The organism is Streptomyces sp. NPDC126499, assembly GCF_040302485.1.
Lineage (GTDB): Bacteria > Actinomycetota > Actinomycetes > Streptomycetales > Streptomycetaceae > Streptomyces.
In genome coordinates, this window is record NZ_JBEOUO010000002.1 from 405281 (window position 1) to 420621 (window position 15341).

The following is a 15341-nucleotide window of genomic DNA, read 5'->3' on the forward strand; positions in this document are numbered from 1 at the left end:
CCCCCTCAGAGCGTCTCGAACGTGCCGGAGGCCGCGCGGTGTTCGCGCACGACGCCGGTGTGGACCTCGTAGTACCAGCCGTGCAGCCGCAGTTCACCGGCGCGCAGGCGCCGCTCGACGGCCGGGTAGGTGCGCAGCCGTTCCAACTGGGCGAGGACGTGGCCCTGCACGGCCTCCGCCACCTCCGGGTCACCAGGGTCCGAGGAGCGGGGCTCCTCCGCCGCGTACGCGAGCCAGTCCCGCACCGCGGGGACGGCCGTCAGGTCCTCGCGGCGCACCACCGCGCCGACCGCGCCGCAGTGGGAGTGGCCGCACACCACGATGTGCTCGACGCCGAGCACCTCCACCGCGTACTCGATCGTGGCGGCCTCGCCCGTGGGGGTGGCGGAGCCGTAGGGCGGGACGATGTTGCCGGCGGTGCGCAGCTCGAACAGCTCGCCGGGCCGGGCGCCCGTGATCAGGGACGGAACGACCCGGGAGTCGGCGCAGGTGATGAACAGGACCTCCGGTGATTGTCCCTGGGCGAGGTGAGCGAACTCCTCAGGGCGCTGTCCGAGCGTTCGGGCGTTGTCGATGAGGGGTTTCATGTTCAGCTGTCTCCAGCGCGCGCGAGGGCGCGTTGTCGGTTGAGGGTGAGCACGACTGTGGGGGGCAGCGTCGATCGGCCCTGCGACGCGCGCGGGCACACGGTGGCGACGGGCGCTCCGGTGCCGCCGGCGAGGGCGGTTCAGCGGGGAAACGAGACCGGGTTCGGCGGCGGAAGACCTGTGGGTCCCGCGGTGCGAGCCGGTCGACCGGCACGGTGCCGCTTCCCCCGAAAGGAAAGCTAGACGGCCCACGTGTGAGCGGGATTGCCGCGGAGTGACGCTCCGGCGATCTTTCGGCGCAGAATGTGATCGATATGTGGGCCCGCGGTGAACCCGGGTGCCTCAGACCGCTCCGTGGACGTCCGCGGCTCTCGCGATCCTCACCGTCTGCCACCCGCGCAGCGCGGGGCACGTCTCCAGGGCCCGGCGGCAAACCGCGTCGACGCGGGCCATCGCGTGCACGGGATCCGGCGCGAGGCAGAAGAAGACGCCACGGGCACCGGCCCGCGACATGTGGAGGCGGATGTGCTCCACCCCGTCCCCCGGCAGCGAGGCGGATCGCAGTGCGCTCAGCGTGGCGCTCTCGGACGCTTCCGGTGCCGTCGGGGGTTTGGCCAGGAGGAACTCGACGAGGTACACACGACGCACTATGGCGCCTGTCCGGTCACCGAAGGTGGCGATACGGCTGGCACTTTCTTGCCCCGGCGTAAACGTGCCGGAAGAATCAGGGGAGCACAGAACAATGCTTGGGGGGATTTGTCGATGTTGGGTCCATTGAGACCATTGGGGCTGGACGGGGATACGGAGGCGGTCTACCGGCTCATGCTGGAGCACCCGTCCTGGGGGGTGGAGCGCATGGCGCAGGCCCTGGACTGCGACCGCTCGGAGGTGACCTCGGCGCTGGACCGGCTCGCCGATCTCGCCCTGCTACGGCCTTCGCTGAGTGATCCCGGTTCCCTGCGCGCGGTGCCGCCGGACCTGGCGCTGGAGGCGCTGCTCGCCCGTCAGCAGGCCGAACTGGCCCGCAGGCAGCAGGAGTTCGAGCAGAGCCGGGCCGCTGTGGCGGAGTTGCTCGCCGACTACTCGGTGCTGCGCGACGGACAGCGGACCGGGGGAGTGGAGCGGCTGGTCGGCCTGGACGCCATCCGCGCGAGGCTGGAGGAACTGGCCTGCCGTGCCCGGCGCGAGGCCCTCGCCTTCGCCCCCGGCGGGCCGCAGCCCGCGGCGAACCGGGACGCGGGCCGGCCGCTGGCGGAAGCCACCCTCCACAGGGGCGTCGGGCTCAGGACCGTCTACCTGGACAGCGTGGTCAACGACCCCGCCAGCCGCGAGCACGCCCAGTGGCTCGTCGCGCAGGGCGCCGAGATCCGCACGGTGCCGTCGCTGCCGATGCGCATGCACATCATCGACCGGGAGGTGGTCCTCGTCCCGCTGGATCCCCAGGACTCCTCCAAGGGGGCGGTCGTGATCCACGAGGCGGGAGCACTGGCCGGCTTCTGCGCGCTGTTCGACCAGGTGTGGGCCTCCGGCACCCCGATCGGCGAGGCCCCGGCCCGGGGCGGACCCGAGGTGACCCGGCAGGAGATCGCGCTGCTCAAGCTGCTCTCCGACGGGATGACCGACGAAGCCGCCGCCCGCAAGCTCGGGGTCTCCCTGCGCACCGAGCGCCGCATGATCACCGAGCTGTCGACCAGGCTCGGGGCGGGCAGCCGGTTCCAGCTCGGCCAACGTGCCGCGGAGTTGGGACTGCTCTGAACCGTCCCTCCCCGGCATCCCCGAAGGCGTCTGGCACGAAAGTGTCAGGCGCCTTTTGTGCCAGCCGGTTTCTCTGGTCAGGGGCTTCCGCCCAGGTCAGGATCTTCATCAGCAGCCCGGAAGGGGCACGCGAACGGAACAGAAAAACCAGGGGTGGGAAAAGAAATGAACGCCATCAAGTCACTGCTCGTCGCTTTCTCCGCGGTTCTCTCGCTGACGGCCCTCGGCGCCCTCGTGACCGATTCCGGACCGATCGGCGGATCGGCCGCCGGATCGGCCGCCGGATCGACCGTCTCGATCGTGGCCGACGGCACGACCCCGGCCACGGGCACCGACGACTGGGGCTGGAGCTGACCCGACGGGCAGCCTCCGGACACGGCTGACCGTACGCCGACCGGAGCGCGTTCCCTCCTTCAGGGCCGGGCGTCCGAGCACCGCACGCCGCTCCGCGGCCCTCACCCGTACCACCGTCTTCGTCACCGCTCGTCATCCACGTCCCGAGTGCCGGGACCCGAGTGCCGAGTCCCGAGTCCCGTGCTCCGTGTCCCGTAGCGACACGCTCCGCACACCGCACCGGGCTTCTCCTCCGCGATGTCCTTCCGCGCACCACGTGCGTGCGCTCCCTTCCGCGGCATTTCCTCGCATCGATCCCAGGGGTGGGTACCTCCATGTCTTCTTCCGCCACGTCCGCTTCCTCCGCCACGTCCTCCTCCTCGTCCTCCTCCTCGTCCTCCTCCTCGTCCTCCTCGTCGTCCTCCTTCGCCCGGACGATCCGTGGGAAGCTCTCCGGCCTGGCCCTCGCCACCGCCGTCGCCGCTCCCCTCCTCACGATGACGGGTGCCACGTCGGCGTCCGCCACCGCGCCCAACGTCGCCTCGATCGCCCTCACGCAGGTGGGCAACAACTGCTCGCCGTACTACGGATGCGAATACCCGACCGCCTGGTGCTCGGAGTTCGCCCGCTGGGTGTGGGGCCGGGCCGGCGCGGAGGGCACCGAGGTCCTCAACGCAGCGGCCCTCAGCTTCAACGAGTACGGCAGGAAGAACGGCACCTTCCACGCCACTCCCGAGGTCGGCGACGCCGTCCTGTACGACTCGGACGGCAGCATGACCGACGGCGAGGTGAACCACGTCAACCTGGTCGTCGAAGTGTCCGCCGACGGCCGCCGGATCAGGACGGTCGGCGGCAACGAGAGCGGCCGCGTCCGGCACCACGACTGGTTCGACTGGCGCACCAACACCAGCCCGGTCGGCGCCGGACGGGTGCTCAGGTTCGTCGGCCCCAAGGGCATCGCCGACGCACCGGCGCCCACCCAGGAAGCGGCCCCCGTGTCGGCCGTCGGCGACCTGACGGGCGACGGCAAGCCGGACGTCCTCGCTCGTGAGGGCACGGGCACCGGCACGCTGTGGATCTACCCCGGCCTGGGCAACGGCCACCTCGGCACCCGCATCGACAACGGCGGCTGGGCGACGATGGAGCGCGTCAGCGGTCTCGGCGACGTGACCGGCGACGGCAGGGCCGACGTCGCCGCGGTGGAGAAGTCGACCGGCAAGCTGTGGGTCTACCCCGGCCAGACCAACGGCCACCTCGGCGCCCGCGTCGACAACGGCGGCGGCTGGGGCGACATCCGCATCGCGGGCAGCCGTGACGTGACCGGCGACGGCCGCGGCGACCTGCTGGCCGTCGAGGAGGAGACCGGCACGCTCTGGGTCTACCCGGGCCTCTCCAACGGCCACTTCGGCGTCCGCATCGAGGCCGGCACGAACTGGGACGCCATGAGCACCGTCGGCGGAGCCGGCGACCTCAACGGCGACGGCAAGGGCGACATCGTCGCCGTCGAAGAGGCGAGCGGCAAGCTCTTCTTCTACCCCGGCCTGGGCAACGGCCACTTCGGTGCCCGCGTCGAGGCGGGAACCGGCTGGGGCGTGATGTCCAGCGTCAGCGGCGCCGGCGACTACACCGGTGACGGCAAGGCCGACATCGTCGCCCGCGAGAACAACGGGGACCTGTGGATCTACCCGGGCCTCGGCAACGGCCAGCTGGGCGCCCGCATCGACAACGGCGGTGGCTGGAACTTCACCGGCTGACGCCTCCGGGGCCCGGCCCGCCCGCCGGGCCCCGCGCCTCCCGCACCCGGACCACCCGGACCACCCGAGTGCGCCCGTACCGCCTCGTACCACCCAGGTGGTGCCTCGTACCACCGGGGGACGTCCGCGCCCCGCAGCACCGGAGTGCGCCCGTACCCCCACCCGGCGGCGTGCCGCGATCCCGCCTCGCCGCCCCCTCGCTCTTCCTCACACTTCTCCACACTTCCCAAGCGACCGAAAGAGTCCCTCCGCCATGACCAAGCGCCTGCTCCCCTCCACCCTCGCCGTCGCCGCCCTCGCCGCCACCGTGATGGCCCTCCCCCAGGCCGCCCAGGCGGCCGAGCAGCCCGACTTCCAGCTGCCCGCGCCCTGCGGCGAGACCTGGTCGGCCACCACGTACTCCGGTCACAGCCCGCAGTACTCCGTGGACCTCAACCACTACCCGGGCGACGACACCGGCCGCCCCGTGGTCGCCAGCGCCGGCGGTACGGTCGAGGTCTCCGGCAACAGCGGTGGCTGGGCCGGCATCCACGTGCGGATCAACCACGGCGGCGGCTGGACCACCCACTACGCACACCTGTCCCGTACGGAGATCGCCGCCGGATCGACGGTCCAGGCCGGCCAGCTCATCGGCCGCGTCGGCAACACCGGCAACTCCTTCGGCGCGCACCTGCACTTCGAGCAGACCCTGAACGGCGTGGGGCAGCGCCCCGTCTTCGACGGCGTGACCTACACGGGCGGCAGCCGTACCTTCACCAGCGCCAACTGCGGTGCGCCGGAGACCCCCGCGCCGGCCCCGGTCTCGGCGGTCGGCGACCTGACGGGCGACGGGAAGCCCGACGTGCTGGCCCGGGCCGGCACGGGCGACAAGACCCTGTGGGTCTACCCCGGTCTCGGCAACGGCCACCTCGGCGCCCGTATCGACAACGGCGGCTGGGGGAGCATCGACCAGGTCTCCGGTGTCGGCGACATCACCGGCGACGGCCGGGCCGACGTCCTGGCGGTGGAGAAGTCGACCGGCAAGCTGTGGGTCTACCCCGGCCAGACCAACGGCCACCTCGGCGCCCGCGTCGACAACGGCGGTGGCTGGAACGCCATGCGCATCGCCGGCGGCCGTGACCTGAACGGCGACGGCCGCGGCGACCTGCTCGCCACCGAGGAGGAGACCGGAACGCTCTACCTCTACCCCGGCCAGTCCAACGGGCACTTCGGCGCCCGCGTCGCCATCGGCTCCAACTGGGACGCGATGAGCACCGTGTCCGCCACCGGCGACATGAACGGCGACGGCAAGGGCGACGTCATGGCCGTCGAGGAAGCCACCGGCAAGCTCTTCTTCTACCCCGGCCAGGGCAACGGGACGCTCGGCGCGCGGGTCGAGGCCGGCTCGGGCTGGGACGTGATGTCCAGCGTGAGCGGCGCCGGCGACTACACCGGCGACGGCAAGGCCGACCTCGTCGCCCGCCAGAACAACGGCGACCTGTGGATCTACCCGGGCCTCGGCAACGGCCAGTTCGGCGCCCGCATCGACAACGGCGGCGGCTGGAACTTCGACAGCTGACCCCACCAGGGAGCCCCCCGCTCCCCGCCCGTCGGCTCCCCGCCCGTCCGCTCCCCGCCCGCCGGGGCCCGGTCCCACCCCGGACCGGGCCCCGGCCGGCCCCGCCCCGCCTTCCCCTCCACCCTCTCCTCGAAAGACGCCACGATGACCGTGCGACACCCCCGCCCCCGCACCGCCGCCCTCACGGCCGCCGCCGTCGCGGCCCTCACCGCCCTGACCTCCCTCACCGGCGCGACCCACGCCCCGACCGCCACCGCCGCCTCCGTCGCCACCTGGGACAAGATGGCCGAGTGCGAGGCGAGCGGCGACTGGCACTACTACCGGGAGGGCTTCCCGTACACCGGCGGCCTCCAGTTCGACGACGCCACCTGGCGCGCCTACGGCGGCGACCAGTACGCGCCGCGCGCCTACCAGGCGACGAAGATGGAACAGATCCTCATCGCCGAGAAGGTCCTCGACGGACCGCAAGGCGAGGGAGCCTGGCCCGCGTGCTCGAGCAGGATCCACCCCGCCTCCGACCCGGCGGACCCCTACCCCGCCACGCCCCCGCCCGCACCCGAGCCCGGACCCGTCTCCGCCGTGGGCGACCTGACCGGCGACGGCCGCCCCGACCTCCTGGCCCGCGAGGCGACCGGCGCCGGCACGCTGTGGATCTACCCGGGCGCGGGCGCGGGCCGCTTCGGCGCCCGTGTCGACAACGGTGGCTGGGCGGCGATGGCCCAGGTCAGCGGTGTCGGTGACGTCACCGGCGACGGCCGGGCCGACGTGGCCGCCGTGGAGAAGTCGACCGGCACCCTCTGGATCTACCCCGGCCAGACCAATGGCCACCTCGGCGCCCGCGTCGACAACGGCGGCGGCTGGAACACCCTGCGCATCGCCGGCAGCCGCGACCTGACGGGCGACGGCCGGGGCGACCTGCTCGCCGTGGAGAAGACCACCGGAACGCTGTGGGTCTACCCGGGCCAGTCCAACGGCCACTTCGGCGCCCGCGTCGAGGCCGGTTCCAACTGGGACGCCATGAGCGCCATCGGCGGAGCCGGCGACCTGACCGGCGACGGCAAGGGCGACGTCGTCGCCGTCGAGGCGGCCTCCGGCAAGCTGTTCACCTACCCGGGCCTGGGCAACGGCCGCTTCGGCGCCCGCGTCGAGGCCGGTACGGGCTGGGGCGTGATGTCCAGCGTCAGCGGCGCCGGCGACTACACCGGTGACGGCAGGGCCGACATCGTCGCCCGGGAGAGCAACGGCGACCTGTGGGTGTACCCGGGCCTCGGCGACGGCCACCTCGGCGCCCGCGTCGACAACGGCGGCGGCTGGAACTTCACCTCATGAACCAGCGACGGACCACCCCGGCCGCCGAGACGGCCGCACCGCGAGGGGCCTTCCGCACGGCCGCACCGCGACGGGCCTCCCGCACGGCCGCACCGCGACGGGCCTCCCGCACGGCCGCACCGCGAGGGACGGGCGTCGGCCGGGCCGCCCGTGTCCGGGCCGCCCTCGCGGCCCTCGGCGCCCTCGTCTGCGCCGTCGCCGGAGCCGTGAACGCTCCCCACGCGACCGCCGCCGTCCCGTACGTACCCGACGGCTCGATCGCCACCCCCAACGCGATCACCCGGACCGCCACCACCGGCATGGGTCTGAAGGACCTCGGCCGGGCCGACGAGACCCGCGTGGACGACTACGACGCCGCCCATCCGGACGTCACCCGCACCCATCTCGCCGGAGTCCTCACCGACCCGGCGAACACCCCGGCCCGGTCGCTGTGCCACGACACCCACATCGACGGAGCGCGCGGCTTCTGCTGGTCGACGGCGGACGACACCACGACCCAGTGGTACCCGCAAGGAGTCACGCACGGATCGGTGGGCGGCCGCGACGCCGTCCTGACCAGCTGGTACGGGCCGGACGGCACCGAACGGCTCAGCGTCGCCGACGTCACCGACCCCGCCGCCGTACGCTACCGGCACGTTCAGCTCGTCGCCCTCACCGCCGACGGCAGCGGCTACGCCCCGCTGCGCGGCGGCCACGCCCACGGCGTCGTCTGGGCCGGCACCCGCCTGTACGTGGCCAGCCTCGGAAGTTCCCTCGACGTCTTCGACACCACCCGGATCTGGCGCACCGGATCCGGCGGCTACGTGCTGCCCCGGATCGGCACCTACGTGTACACCGGCGCCGGAACCGGTTGCGGCAGCTATCCGCCCGCCTCCCTGGCGCAGCGCCCCTGCGTCTCGGCCCTCTCGCTCGACCTGTCGTCGGCGGAACCCGCCCTGGTCACCGCCGAGATGGACAGCGGCAACGTCGGCGACCGGTTCGACCGGTCCGCTTCGACCGTCGTGCGCTGGCCCCTCGACCGGACGACCGGAGCGCTGAAGGCCGCCTCCGGCACCGTCCTGCCCGAGGCCGCCTTCCGCTCGCCCATCGGGGGGACCCAGGGCGTGGCCATGAACGACGGCCGGTTCGTCCTCTCGGCGCCCTGCCCCGAATACGTACAGGGCGGAACCACCCACCTGCCGAGCTGCCTCTACCAGGGAGCCCTGGACGAACCGGTGTGGCTGATGACCCGCACCGGCATCTACAACGAGAACCTCTCCTACCGCTCGGACACGGGCGAGTTGTGGATGGTCAACGAACGCCCCGGAGACCGCATGGTCTACCGCACCACCTGGCCCACGCCGCCGGCGCTCGCCGGGCTGCACCACCTGGCCGCCGCCGACTTCACGGGCGACCGCCGGCCGGATGTCGTCGGCGTCGAGGCCGCCACCGGCAGCCTGTGGCTCTACCCGGGCACCGGCGACGGAACGCTTGGCCCGCGCCGGGAGATCGGCACCGGCTGGAACACCATGGCCGAACTCACGGCGGGCGACCACACGGGCGACGGCTACGCCGACCTGATCGCCGTCGAGACCGCGACCGGCACCCTGCAGCTGTACCCGGGCAGCGGCACCGGCACCCTGCGCGAACGCGTCCGGATCGGGACGAACTGGGGGCCGCTGCGTGACCTGACCACGATCGACGTCGACCACGACGGTGCGCTCGACCTGCTCGCGGTCACCCCCCAGGGCGCGCTGATGGCGTACCCCGGCAACGGCGACGGCACGCTGGCCGCCCCCTCCCCGATCGGCACCGGCTGGGACGCGATGAACGAACTCGCCGCCCCGGGCGACCTCGACGGCGACCACAAGGCCGACCTCGTCGCCGTCGACCGCCAGGGCGCCCTGTGGGCCTACCCCGGCACCGGGACGGGAGGATTCGGCAACCGGACGCAGATCGGAAGCAACTGGCAGGTCATGCGCGGGCTCACCGGCGCCGACGTCGACTCCGACGGCACCGGCGACCTCCTCGCCGTCCAGGCGCCGGCCACGACCGGCGGACCGCTCTACCTCTATCCCGGCACCGGCACGAGCACCCTCGGCGCACGGATCCAGATCGGCTCCAACTGGTAGGCGCCGTGGCCGCGACCGAGGGCACCGCCCCACCTGCTCAAGGACGACAACGCCACGACGCCTCAGCCCTTGAGACGGGGCTCAGACCCAGGCACCTCGGTCACGCGCCACGGCCGCCCGCTGCCGGCGGCCCGTGCCCTCGTCGTGCTCACCGTGGTGGCCGCGTGGTGCCGTTGACGGCGTCAGCTCTGGAGCCGGCCGAGCGCGAAGTCGAGCCGGGTGCCGAGCGGGTCGCTGTCGGTCGCGCCTCCGGCGAAGATGATGTCGTCGTCATCGTCGAGGGCGATACCGCGTGCGACGTCCGCGAGTCCGGCGAAGTCGATGACGGCGATGCCGTCACCCCCGCCGAAGGTGGCGTCCAGGTCGCCGTCCGGTTCGACGCGCAGGACGCAGGCGTCTCCCGCGGTCGGGTCGAGCGGGAAGGGCGACACCTCACCGGTGAGCCCGACGGTCACGATGTTTCCGTCGCCGTCCACGGCGACGTCCCGCGCCTCGTCGGCCGTCACGGAGTCGACGTCGACGGTGAGCCTGCCGTCGGCGCTGAAGCCGGTGTCCAGGGTGCCGTCGGAGTCGTAGCGGGCGATGGCGTGCCTCAGGGGCCCGCCCTGGCCGAACGGTTCGGGCGCGCCGGCCGCGCCGACGATGACGTAGTCGCCGCCGGGGGCGGTGGTGAAGCCGAAGGCGAGGTCGAACAGGCCGCCGCTCATGTCGGTGGTCACGATGCCGTCACCACCGCCGAACGTGGTGTCGAGCGTGCCGTCCGAGTTGAAGCGGGCCAGCAGGAAGTCCCCGTCGGCGCTGAGGTGCTGGGTGTCGGCGGTGGTGCCGGCCGCGATGAACTTGCCGCCGGGCAGTTCCTCCGCGGCGAAGAAGTGGTCGCCGGCGCCGAAGTCCCTCAGCACCACGCCGTCGACGCCGTCTCCGTCACCGGCGCCGAATCCGGTGTCCGGGGTGCCGTCGGAGTTGAACCGGGCGACGAACGAGTCCGGTCCGGCGGCGCCGGCCACCAGGATGTCGCCGCCGGGAGCCTGGCTCATGCCCCGGACACCGGTGCCGAGGAGCCCGCCGAGGGTGGGGTTGAAGGTGACCTTGCCGTCACCGCCGAAGCTGGTGTCCAGCTCACCGGTGTCCGGGTCGAGTTTGGCCAGCGCACCGTCGGCGATCTGCTCCTGACGGGTCAGACCGCCCACCAGGATGCCACCGTCGGAGGTCTCGACGACCGAGCGGGCGATCGCCACGGTGTCCCCGAACTCGACGGTGACTCTGCCGTCGGCCGTGCCGCTGTCGCCGTCGAAGGCGGTGTCGAGGGTGCCGGCGGCATCGTGCTTGGTGATGCCGAACGCGTTGCCCCCGCCGACCAGGGGAACGTTGAGGCCGCTGCGGCCCACGGTGAACAGGGAGCCGTCGGCCGTGCGCAACACGTCGTTGCCGACCTCCGGTTCCGGCGGGGTCATGCCGAAGTCGACCGTGGTTTGGCCGTCACCGCTGAAGGACGGGTCCAGGTCACCGGGCGCGGCCGCCGCGGCGGGCGCCAGCGCCATCACCGCGCCGACCGCGAGGGCGGCGACAACGGTCGCGCGTGCCCGGAGGACCGGACGGCGCCCGCGGAACGGAGTCGAGCTGCTCATCGGCGTTCCCTTCGATTCGACGTCATGGGTGCCGCCGGCCGTCCTCCCGTACGGTGCCCCGGGCGCTCGGAAGGGTCTCAGGCGCGCCTCGCGGGGGCAGCGCCTGGGGACCTCGGCGCACCCGGTCGCACCGACCCTCGCGTGCCCGAGCTGCCTCTGCCAGGCGCGCGTGGCGAGCGCGTTGACCCCCCGCCCCGGCGCACGAGCCGCACGCTTCGGGCGCACTGCGGCGCACGCTGACGCCCTGTGCGACGTCAGCGGCGGCCACGGCCTCGCCCCGGCCCCGCCACGGCCGAGACGGCGTGCCGGATCCCCTCTGCCCGGTCAGTGCCTCCGTCTCACCGCGACCTCCTCCCTCCGCGCCCCGGACCTTCGCAGCTTGAACACAATTTGATCACAAGTGCCCGGAGTGGCATTTTCAGCCAACTGGTGGCTCATACGCTTCCTCTGGCTGTCGCGTCGATCACGTACGGCTCCGGGTACCAGGCCGCGCGCACGTGCTCCGGTCGCTCGGGTATGCGCGGCAGGACCAGACATGAGCAAAACCCCCTCCGGCATACGCGACGTGGCCGTGGTGCTCGGCACCCGCCCGGAGATCATCAAGCTGGCGCCCCTCATCCGGCTCCTCGGCGAGCGCGCACGGATCGTGCACACCGGCCAGCACTACGACAGTGCTCTGTCCGGCACGTTCTTCGCCAACTTCGGTCTCCCGCAGCCGCATCTGCTGCTCGACGGCGCCACCGGGCCGTGGGGCCGAGGGGCGCAGATCGGCGAGCTGACGGCGGAGCTGGCCCGGGCCTTCGTCCAGGACCCGCCGCGCGTGGTCGTCGTGCAGGGCGACACCAACAGCACCTCTGCCGGAGCGCAGGCCGCGCAGTACTGCGGCATACCCGTCGTCCACGTCGAGGCGGGGCTGCGCTCGGGAGACCGGACCATGCCCGAGGAGATCAACCGGCTCGTCGTCGGCGTGCTCGCCGACGTCCACTGCGCCGCCACCGAGCAGGCCGCCGCCAACCTCCTCGCGACCGGAACGGCGCCCGAGCGGATCCACGTCACCGGCAACACGGTCGTCGAAGCCACCCTGATGTCCCTGCCGGACCCCGAGGAACGCGACCGCATCGCCCGCGAGCACGGCGTCGACGGGCCGTTCGTCCTCGCGACCGTACACCGCCCCGAGAACACCGACAGCCCCGAACGCCTCCGGGCGCTGCTCACCGCGCTGGCCGGGCTCGGCGAACGCGTCGTGATGCCCCTGCACCCCAGGACGCGCGCCAAGGTCAAGCAGTTCGGCCTGGAACACCTGCTGGACCGGATCGACGTCACCGACCCGGTCGACCACCCCACTTTCCTGGCCCTCGCGGACCGCGCACGCCTGCTCGTCTCCGACTCGGGAGGCATCCAGGAAGAGGCCACCGTACTCAAGAAGCCCCTGCTCGTCGTCCGCACCAGCACCGAACGCCCGGAGGCCGTCACCGCCGGCTTCAGCCGGCTCGTCGAACCCGGCGCCCCGCTCCAGGAGGCGGCCCGCGCCGCGCTCGACCACCCGGACGCGCACGACCGGCTGTCGGCCACCGCCTCCCCGTACGGCGACGGCACGGCCTCCGCACGGATCCACGCCCTCGCGACGGCCCTCGCCGACGGCACACCCCTGCCGGACACCGGCACGGGCCGCTGACCCCGCAGCAGCCGGCGCGCCGATCGCGCGACGGCGACCACCGGAGCTCCGCCACAACGGTCGGCGCGGCTCCCCGACGAAAGGAGGACCCGTGTACGGGTCGGCAGGAAAAGGCGCCGTGGGCGCCGGAGTGGTCATCGGCGGAGGCCAGCTCGCCATGACGGGCGGGACGCCGGGGGTCGTGACGACCCTCCTGGCCGTCGCCCTGGTGCTCGGCGGCGTGCTGATGGTGCGCTCCGCCCGCATCAAGGCCGCCAAGGGCTGACCCAGCCCCGGCCGGTCCGACCGCCGTACGCGCCGGCCGGACCGGCCCCTGACCCGACACCCGCTTCCCCTCCTCGAACCAGGAACCGCCCGTGACGTCCTCCGAGCCCTCCGGCCTGCTGGGCCTGCTGGCCGACTTCAGCCTCATCCTGAGCGTGTTCTTCCCGCTCTACCTCATCGGGCTGATCCTGCCGCTGCTCCTGCGCCGCAAGCGGCGTCACGGGAAGGCCGGCGACTACCAGTGGCACCTGTTCGTGCCCTGCCGCGACGAGGAAGCCGTCATCGGCGACACCATCACCTATCTCCGCGCCTCCTGCCCCGAAGCCCACATCTGGGTCATCGACGACGACTCCGAGGACCGCACCGGGGACATCGTGCGGCGGGCCGCCGCCATGGACCCGGGCGTCCACCTGGTCCAGCGCCGACGCCCCGACGCCCGCCTGGGCAAGGGCGAGGCGCTCAACGCGGCGTACGACATGCTCAGCTCGGCCCTTCCGCCCGGCACCGACCGCCACCGCGTCATCGTCGGCGTCTTCGACGCCGACGGCCGTCCCGCACCGGGATGCCTCGACCACGTCGCCGCCCGCCGCTTCTTCGGGCGCTCCGAGATCGGCGGTGTCCAGATCGAGGTGCGGATGATGAACCGCGAGGACCCGCGGCCGTCCCACGACAAGGGCGCCCTGCGCAACTTCTACAGCCGGCTCCTCATCCGCATGCAGGACCTGGAGTTCCGTGCTCCCGTGGCCGCGCTCCAGCACGCCCGCAAGACCTCCCGCACGGTCTGCCTCGGCGGCAACGGCCAGTTCGTCCGCATGTCCGCGCTCGACGACCTCGACACCGAACGCGGCCGCCCCTGGACCGGGCGGCTCCTGGAGGACTTCGAACTGGGCATCCACCTCATGCTGGCCGGCTGGATCAACTCCTTCTGCGCCGACACGTACGTCGAGCAGGAAGCCCTCTTCGACACCAAGCGCTTCCTCACCCAGCGCACCCGCTGGGCCCAGGGCGTCATGCAGTGCTTCGGCTACATCCCCGCGATCTGGCGCAGCAACAAGATCCCCAACATCGGCTTCCTGGAACTCACCTTCTTCCTCAGCCAGCCCTGGCTCCAGCTCGTCGGCGCGCTGCTCTACCCGATCCCGATGATCGCCCTGGCGGTCTCCTACTACCGCCACCCCGAAGCCGCGGCCGGATACCTCGCGGACGGCGGCTGGCGCGGCATCGCCCTCTACGTGGCCATGGCGCTCGGCCAGTTCGTCGTCTGGGGACCCCTCTACCGGCGCAAGTGCGAACCGGGGACCGGCTTCTGGCGCTCGCTCGGCTGGGGACTGGCCTACCCCTTCTACCTGCTCTTCCTCTACGTCGTCTCCTGGCGCGCCGTCGGCCGGATGATCAGCGGCCGTAACGGCTGGGCCAAGACCCGCCGCAACGCGGAAGCCCCGACCGGCGGTCCCGTCGCCAAGGAAGCCTGACCCCGGTGCGGGGCCGTACGACGTGACCGGTGAACGGGACAGGATCTGGACATTCCCCGTACGGTCCGGCCGGCACCGCACGTCGTCGGCCTGCGTTCCCGTGGCGGGCACGGATCGGATCCGGCCGAGAGGCTCCGCAGTGCGCCCCCCGTGCGCCTGGTGACCCGTTCTTCCCGGAGCGTCAAGGGCAGAGGGGTGGGGGTGACTGCTGGCGTCGTGCGTCCCTGGCACGGCGCAGGACCGAAGGGCTGGGAATGATACGAGTGACGGTGGTCTACGAGGCACAGCTCCTGCGCATCGCGCTCGAGGAACTGCTGCGGTCGAGCGGGATCCACGTGGTCTCCTCGCTGCCCCGGTGGTCGCACGCCCCGGCCGCCGAGCGGCCCGAGACCGATGTGTACGTCGCCGACGCCGAGTGCCTGCCGCCCTCCGTCGTACCCCCGACCGCCTGCTTACCCTCGTCCCCCGCCGGCGCGGCGGGCCGCTCGGCCCTCCTGGCCCTCGTCCCGGGGCAGCGGCCGGGCGTGCTGAGACGGGCCCACGAGGCGGGAGCGGCCGGCTTCGTCGACAAGGACAGCCCCAAGTGCCGACTGGTGGAGGCCGTACACCGTCTGGCCAGGGGAGAGCGCTTCATCGACGACACGCTGGCGCTGGGGTTCCTCCAGGCCGCGGAGATGCCCCTGACCCGGCGTGAGCTGAGCGTCCTGTCGCTGGCCGCCAACGGAGCGCCGATCTCCGAGATCGCCGCGACGCTGTTCCTGTCCAAGGGCACCGTCCGCAACTACATGGCGAGCGTCATACGCAAGGTCGGCGCCCGCAACCGCGTGGACGCCATCCGGATCGCCCAGGGTGCCGGGTGGACCTGACCCGCGGCC

Annotated in this window: 13 protein-coding genes; 10 read left to right on the forward strand and 3 right to left on the reverse strand. The window is 72.7% G+C overall.

Features of this window, described 5'->3' with window-relative positions:
* Positions 1-5: 5 nt before the first annotated feature.
* Together ABTZ91_RS04505 and ABTZ91_RS04510 are read right to left on the reverse strand one after the other, a co-directional pair.
* Positions 6-587, reverse strand: a complete 582-nt coding sequence (locus ABTZ91_RS04505; protein WP_352075626.1) for a carbonic anhydrase — start codon at positions 585-587, stop codon at positions 6-8.
* 342 nt (positions 588-929) lie between these two features.
* Entirely contained in the window at positions 930-1226 is a 297-nt protein-coding gene (locus ABTZ91_RS04510) for a hypothetical protein (protein ID WP_352075627.1), read from the reverse strand.
* Between the two features lie 144 nt (positions 1227-1370).
* On the opposite strand from ABTZ91_RS04510, the gene ABTZ91_RS04515 reads away from it, so the two are divergent.
* The 6 genes from ABTZ91_RS04515 (at position 1371) to ABTZ91_RS04540 (ending at position 9427) form a co-directional block, all read left to right on the forward strand.
* Complete coding sequence (locus tag ABTZ91_RS04515) at positions 1371-2342, forward strand: helix-turn-helix transcriptional regulator (RefSeq protein ID WP_352075628.1); 972 nt, start codon at positions 1371-1373, stop codon at positions 2340-2342.
* 165 nt (positions 2343-2507) lie between these two features.
* The gene (locus ABTZ91_RS04520; protein WP_352075629.1) at positions 2508-2696 is read left to right on the forward strand and encodes a hypothetical protein; all 189 of its coding nucleotides are present in this window, start codon (positions 2508-2510) and stop codon (positions 2694-2696) included.
* A 314-nt stretch (positions 2697-3010) separates the two neighbouring features.
* Positions 3011-4429, forward strand: a complete 1419-nt coding sequence (locus ABTZ91_RS04525; RefSeq protein ID WP_352075630.1) for an FG-GAP-like repeat-containing protein — start codon at positions 3011-3013, stop codon at positions 4427-4429.
* A 253-nt stretch (positions 4430-4682) separates the two neighbouring features.
* Positions 4683-5987 (forward strand): VCBS repeat domain-containing M23 family metallopeptidase, encoded by a 1305-nt coding sequence (locus ABTZ91_RS04530; protein WP_352075631.1) that lies wholly within the window; start codon positions 4683-4685, stop codon positions 5985-5987.
* 144 nt (positions 5988-6131) lie between these two features.
* Positions 6132-7316 (forward strand): FG-GAP-like repeat-containing protein, encoded by a 1185-nt coding sequence (locus ABTZ91_RS04535; protein WP_352075632.1) that lies wholly within the window; start codon positions 6132-6134, stop codon positions 7314-7316.
* Positions 7313-9427, forward strand: coding sequence for a VCBS repeat-containing protein (locus ABTZ91_RS04540; protein ID WP_352075633.1), 2115 nt, complete (start codon positions 7313-7315; stop codon positions 9425-9427). The genes ABTZ91_RS04535 and ABTZ91_RS04540 overlap by 4 nt, the downstream gene beginning before the upstream one ends.
* Positions 9428-9609: 182 nt before the next feature.
* On the opposite strand, the gene ABTZ91_RS04545 is transcribed toward ABTZ91_RS04540, so the two are convergent.
* On the reverse strand, positions 9610-11055 hold the full coding sequence (locus tag ABTZ91_RS04545) for a hypothetical protein (RefSeq protein ID WP_352075634.1): 1446 nt from the start codon (positions 11053-11055) through the stop codon (positions 9610-9612).
* A 535-nt stretch (positions 11056-11590) separates the two neighbouring features.
* Here ABTZ91_RS04545 and wecB point away from each other — a divergent pair.
* The 4 genes from wecB (at position 11591) to ABTZ91_RS04565 (ending at position 15332) form a co-directional block, all read left to right on the forward strand.
* Positions 11591-12730 (forward strand): non-hydrolyzing UDP-N-acetylglucosamine 2-epimerase, encoded by a 1140-nt coding sequence (gene wecB, locus ABTZ91_RS04550; RefSeq protein WP_352075635.1) that lies wholly within the window; start codon positions 11591-11593, stop codon positions 12728-12730.
* 118 nt (positions 12731-12848) lie between these two features.
* Positions 12849-12995, forward strand: a complete 147-nt coding sequence (locus ABTZ91_RS04555) for a hypothetical protein (protein ID WP_352075636.1) — start codon at positions 12849-12851, stop codon at positions 12993-12995.
* Between the two features lie 91 nt (positions 12996-13086).
* Positions 13087-14466, forward strand: a complete 1380-nt coding sequence (locus ABTZ91_RS04560; protein ID WP_352075637.1) for a glycosyltransferase — start codon at positions 13087-13089, stop codon at positions 14464-14466.
* Positions 14467-14720: 254 nt separating this feature from the next.
* Positions 14721-15332, forward strand: coding sequence for a response regulator transcription factor (locus tag ABTZ91_RS04565; protein ID WP_352075638.1), 612 nt, complete (start codon positions 14721-14723; stop codon positions 15330-15332).
* Positions 15333-15341 lie beyond the last annotated feature (9 nt).

Excerpts from the sequence above, each read along its gene's own strand:
- ABTZ91_RS04505 (WP_352075626.1), bottom strand. The coding sequence starts at position 587 with ATGAAACCCCTCATCGACAACGCCCGAACGCTCGGACAGCGCCCTGAG.
- ABTZ91_RS04520 (WP_352075629.1), top strand. The coding sequence starts at position 2,508 with ATGAACGCCATCAAGTCACTGCTCGTCGCTTTCTCCGCGGTTCTCTCG.
- ABTZ91_RS04525 (WP_352075630.1), top strand. The coding sequence starts at position 3,011 with ATGTCTTCTTCCGCCACGTCCGCTTCCTCCGCCACGTCCTCCTCCTCG.
- ABTZ91_RS04530 (WP_352075631.1), top strand. The coding sequence starts at position 4,683 with ATGACCAAGCGCCTGCTCCCCTCCACCCTCGCCGTCGCCGCCCTCGCC.
- ABTZ91_RS04535 (WP_352075632.1), top strand. The coding sequence starts at position 6,132 with ATGACCGTGCGACACCCCCGCCCCCGCACCGCCGCCCTCACGGCCGCC.
- ABTZ91_RS04540 (WP_352075633.1), top strand. The coding sequence starts at position 7,313 with ATGAACCAGCGACGGACCACCCCGGCCGCCGAGACGGCCGCACCGCGA.
- ABTZ91_RS04545 (WP_352075634.1), bottom strand. The coding sequence starts at position 11,055 with ATGAGCAGCTCGACTCCGTTCCGCGGGCGCCGTCCGGTCCTCCGGGCA.
- wecB (WP_352075635.1), top strand. The coding sequence starts at position 11,591 with ATGAGCAAAACCCCCTCCGGCATACGCGACGTGGCCGTGGTGCTCGGC.
- ABTZ91_RS04565 (WP_352075638.1), top strand. The coding sequence starts at position 14,721 with ATGATACGAGTGACGGTGGTCTACGAGGCACAGCTCCTGCGCATCGCG.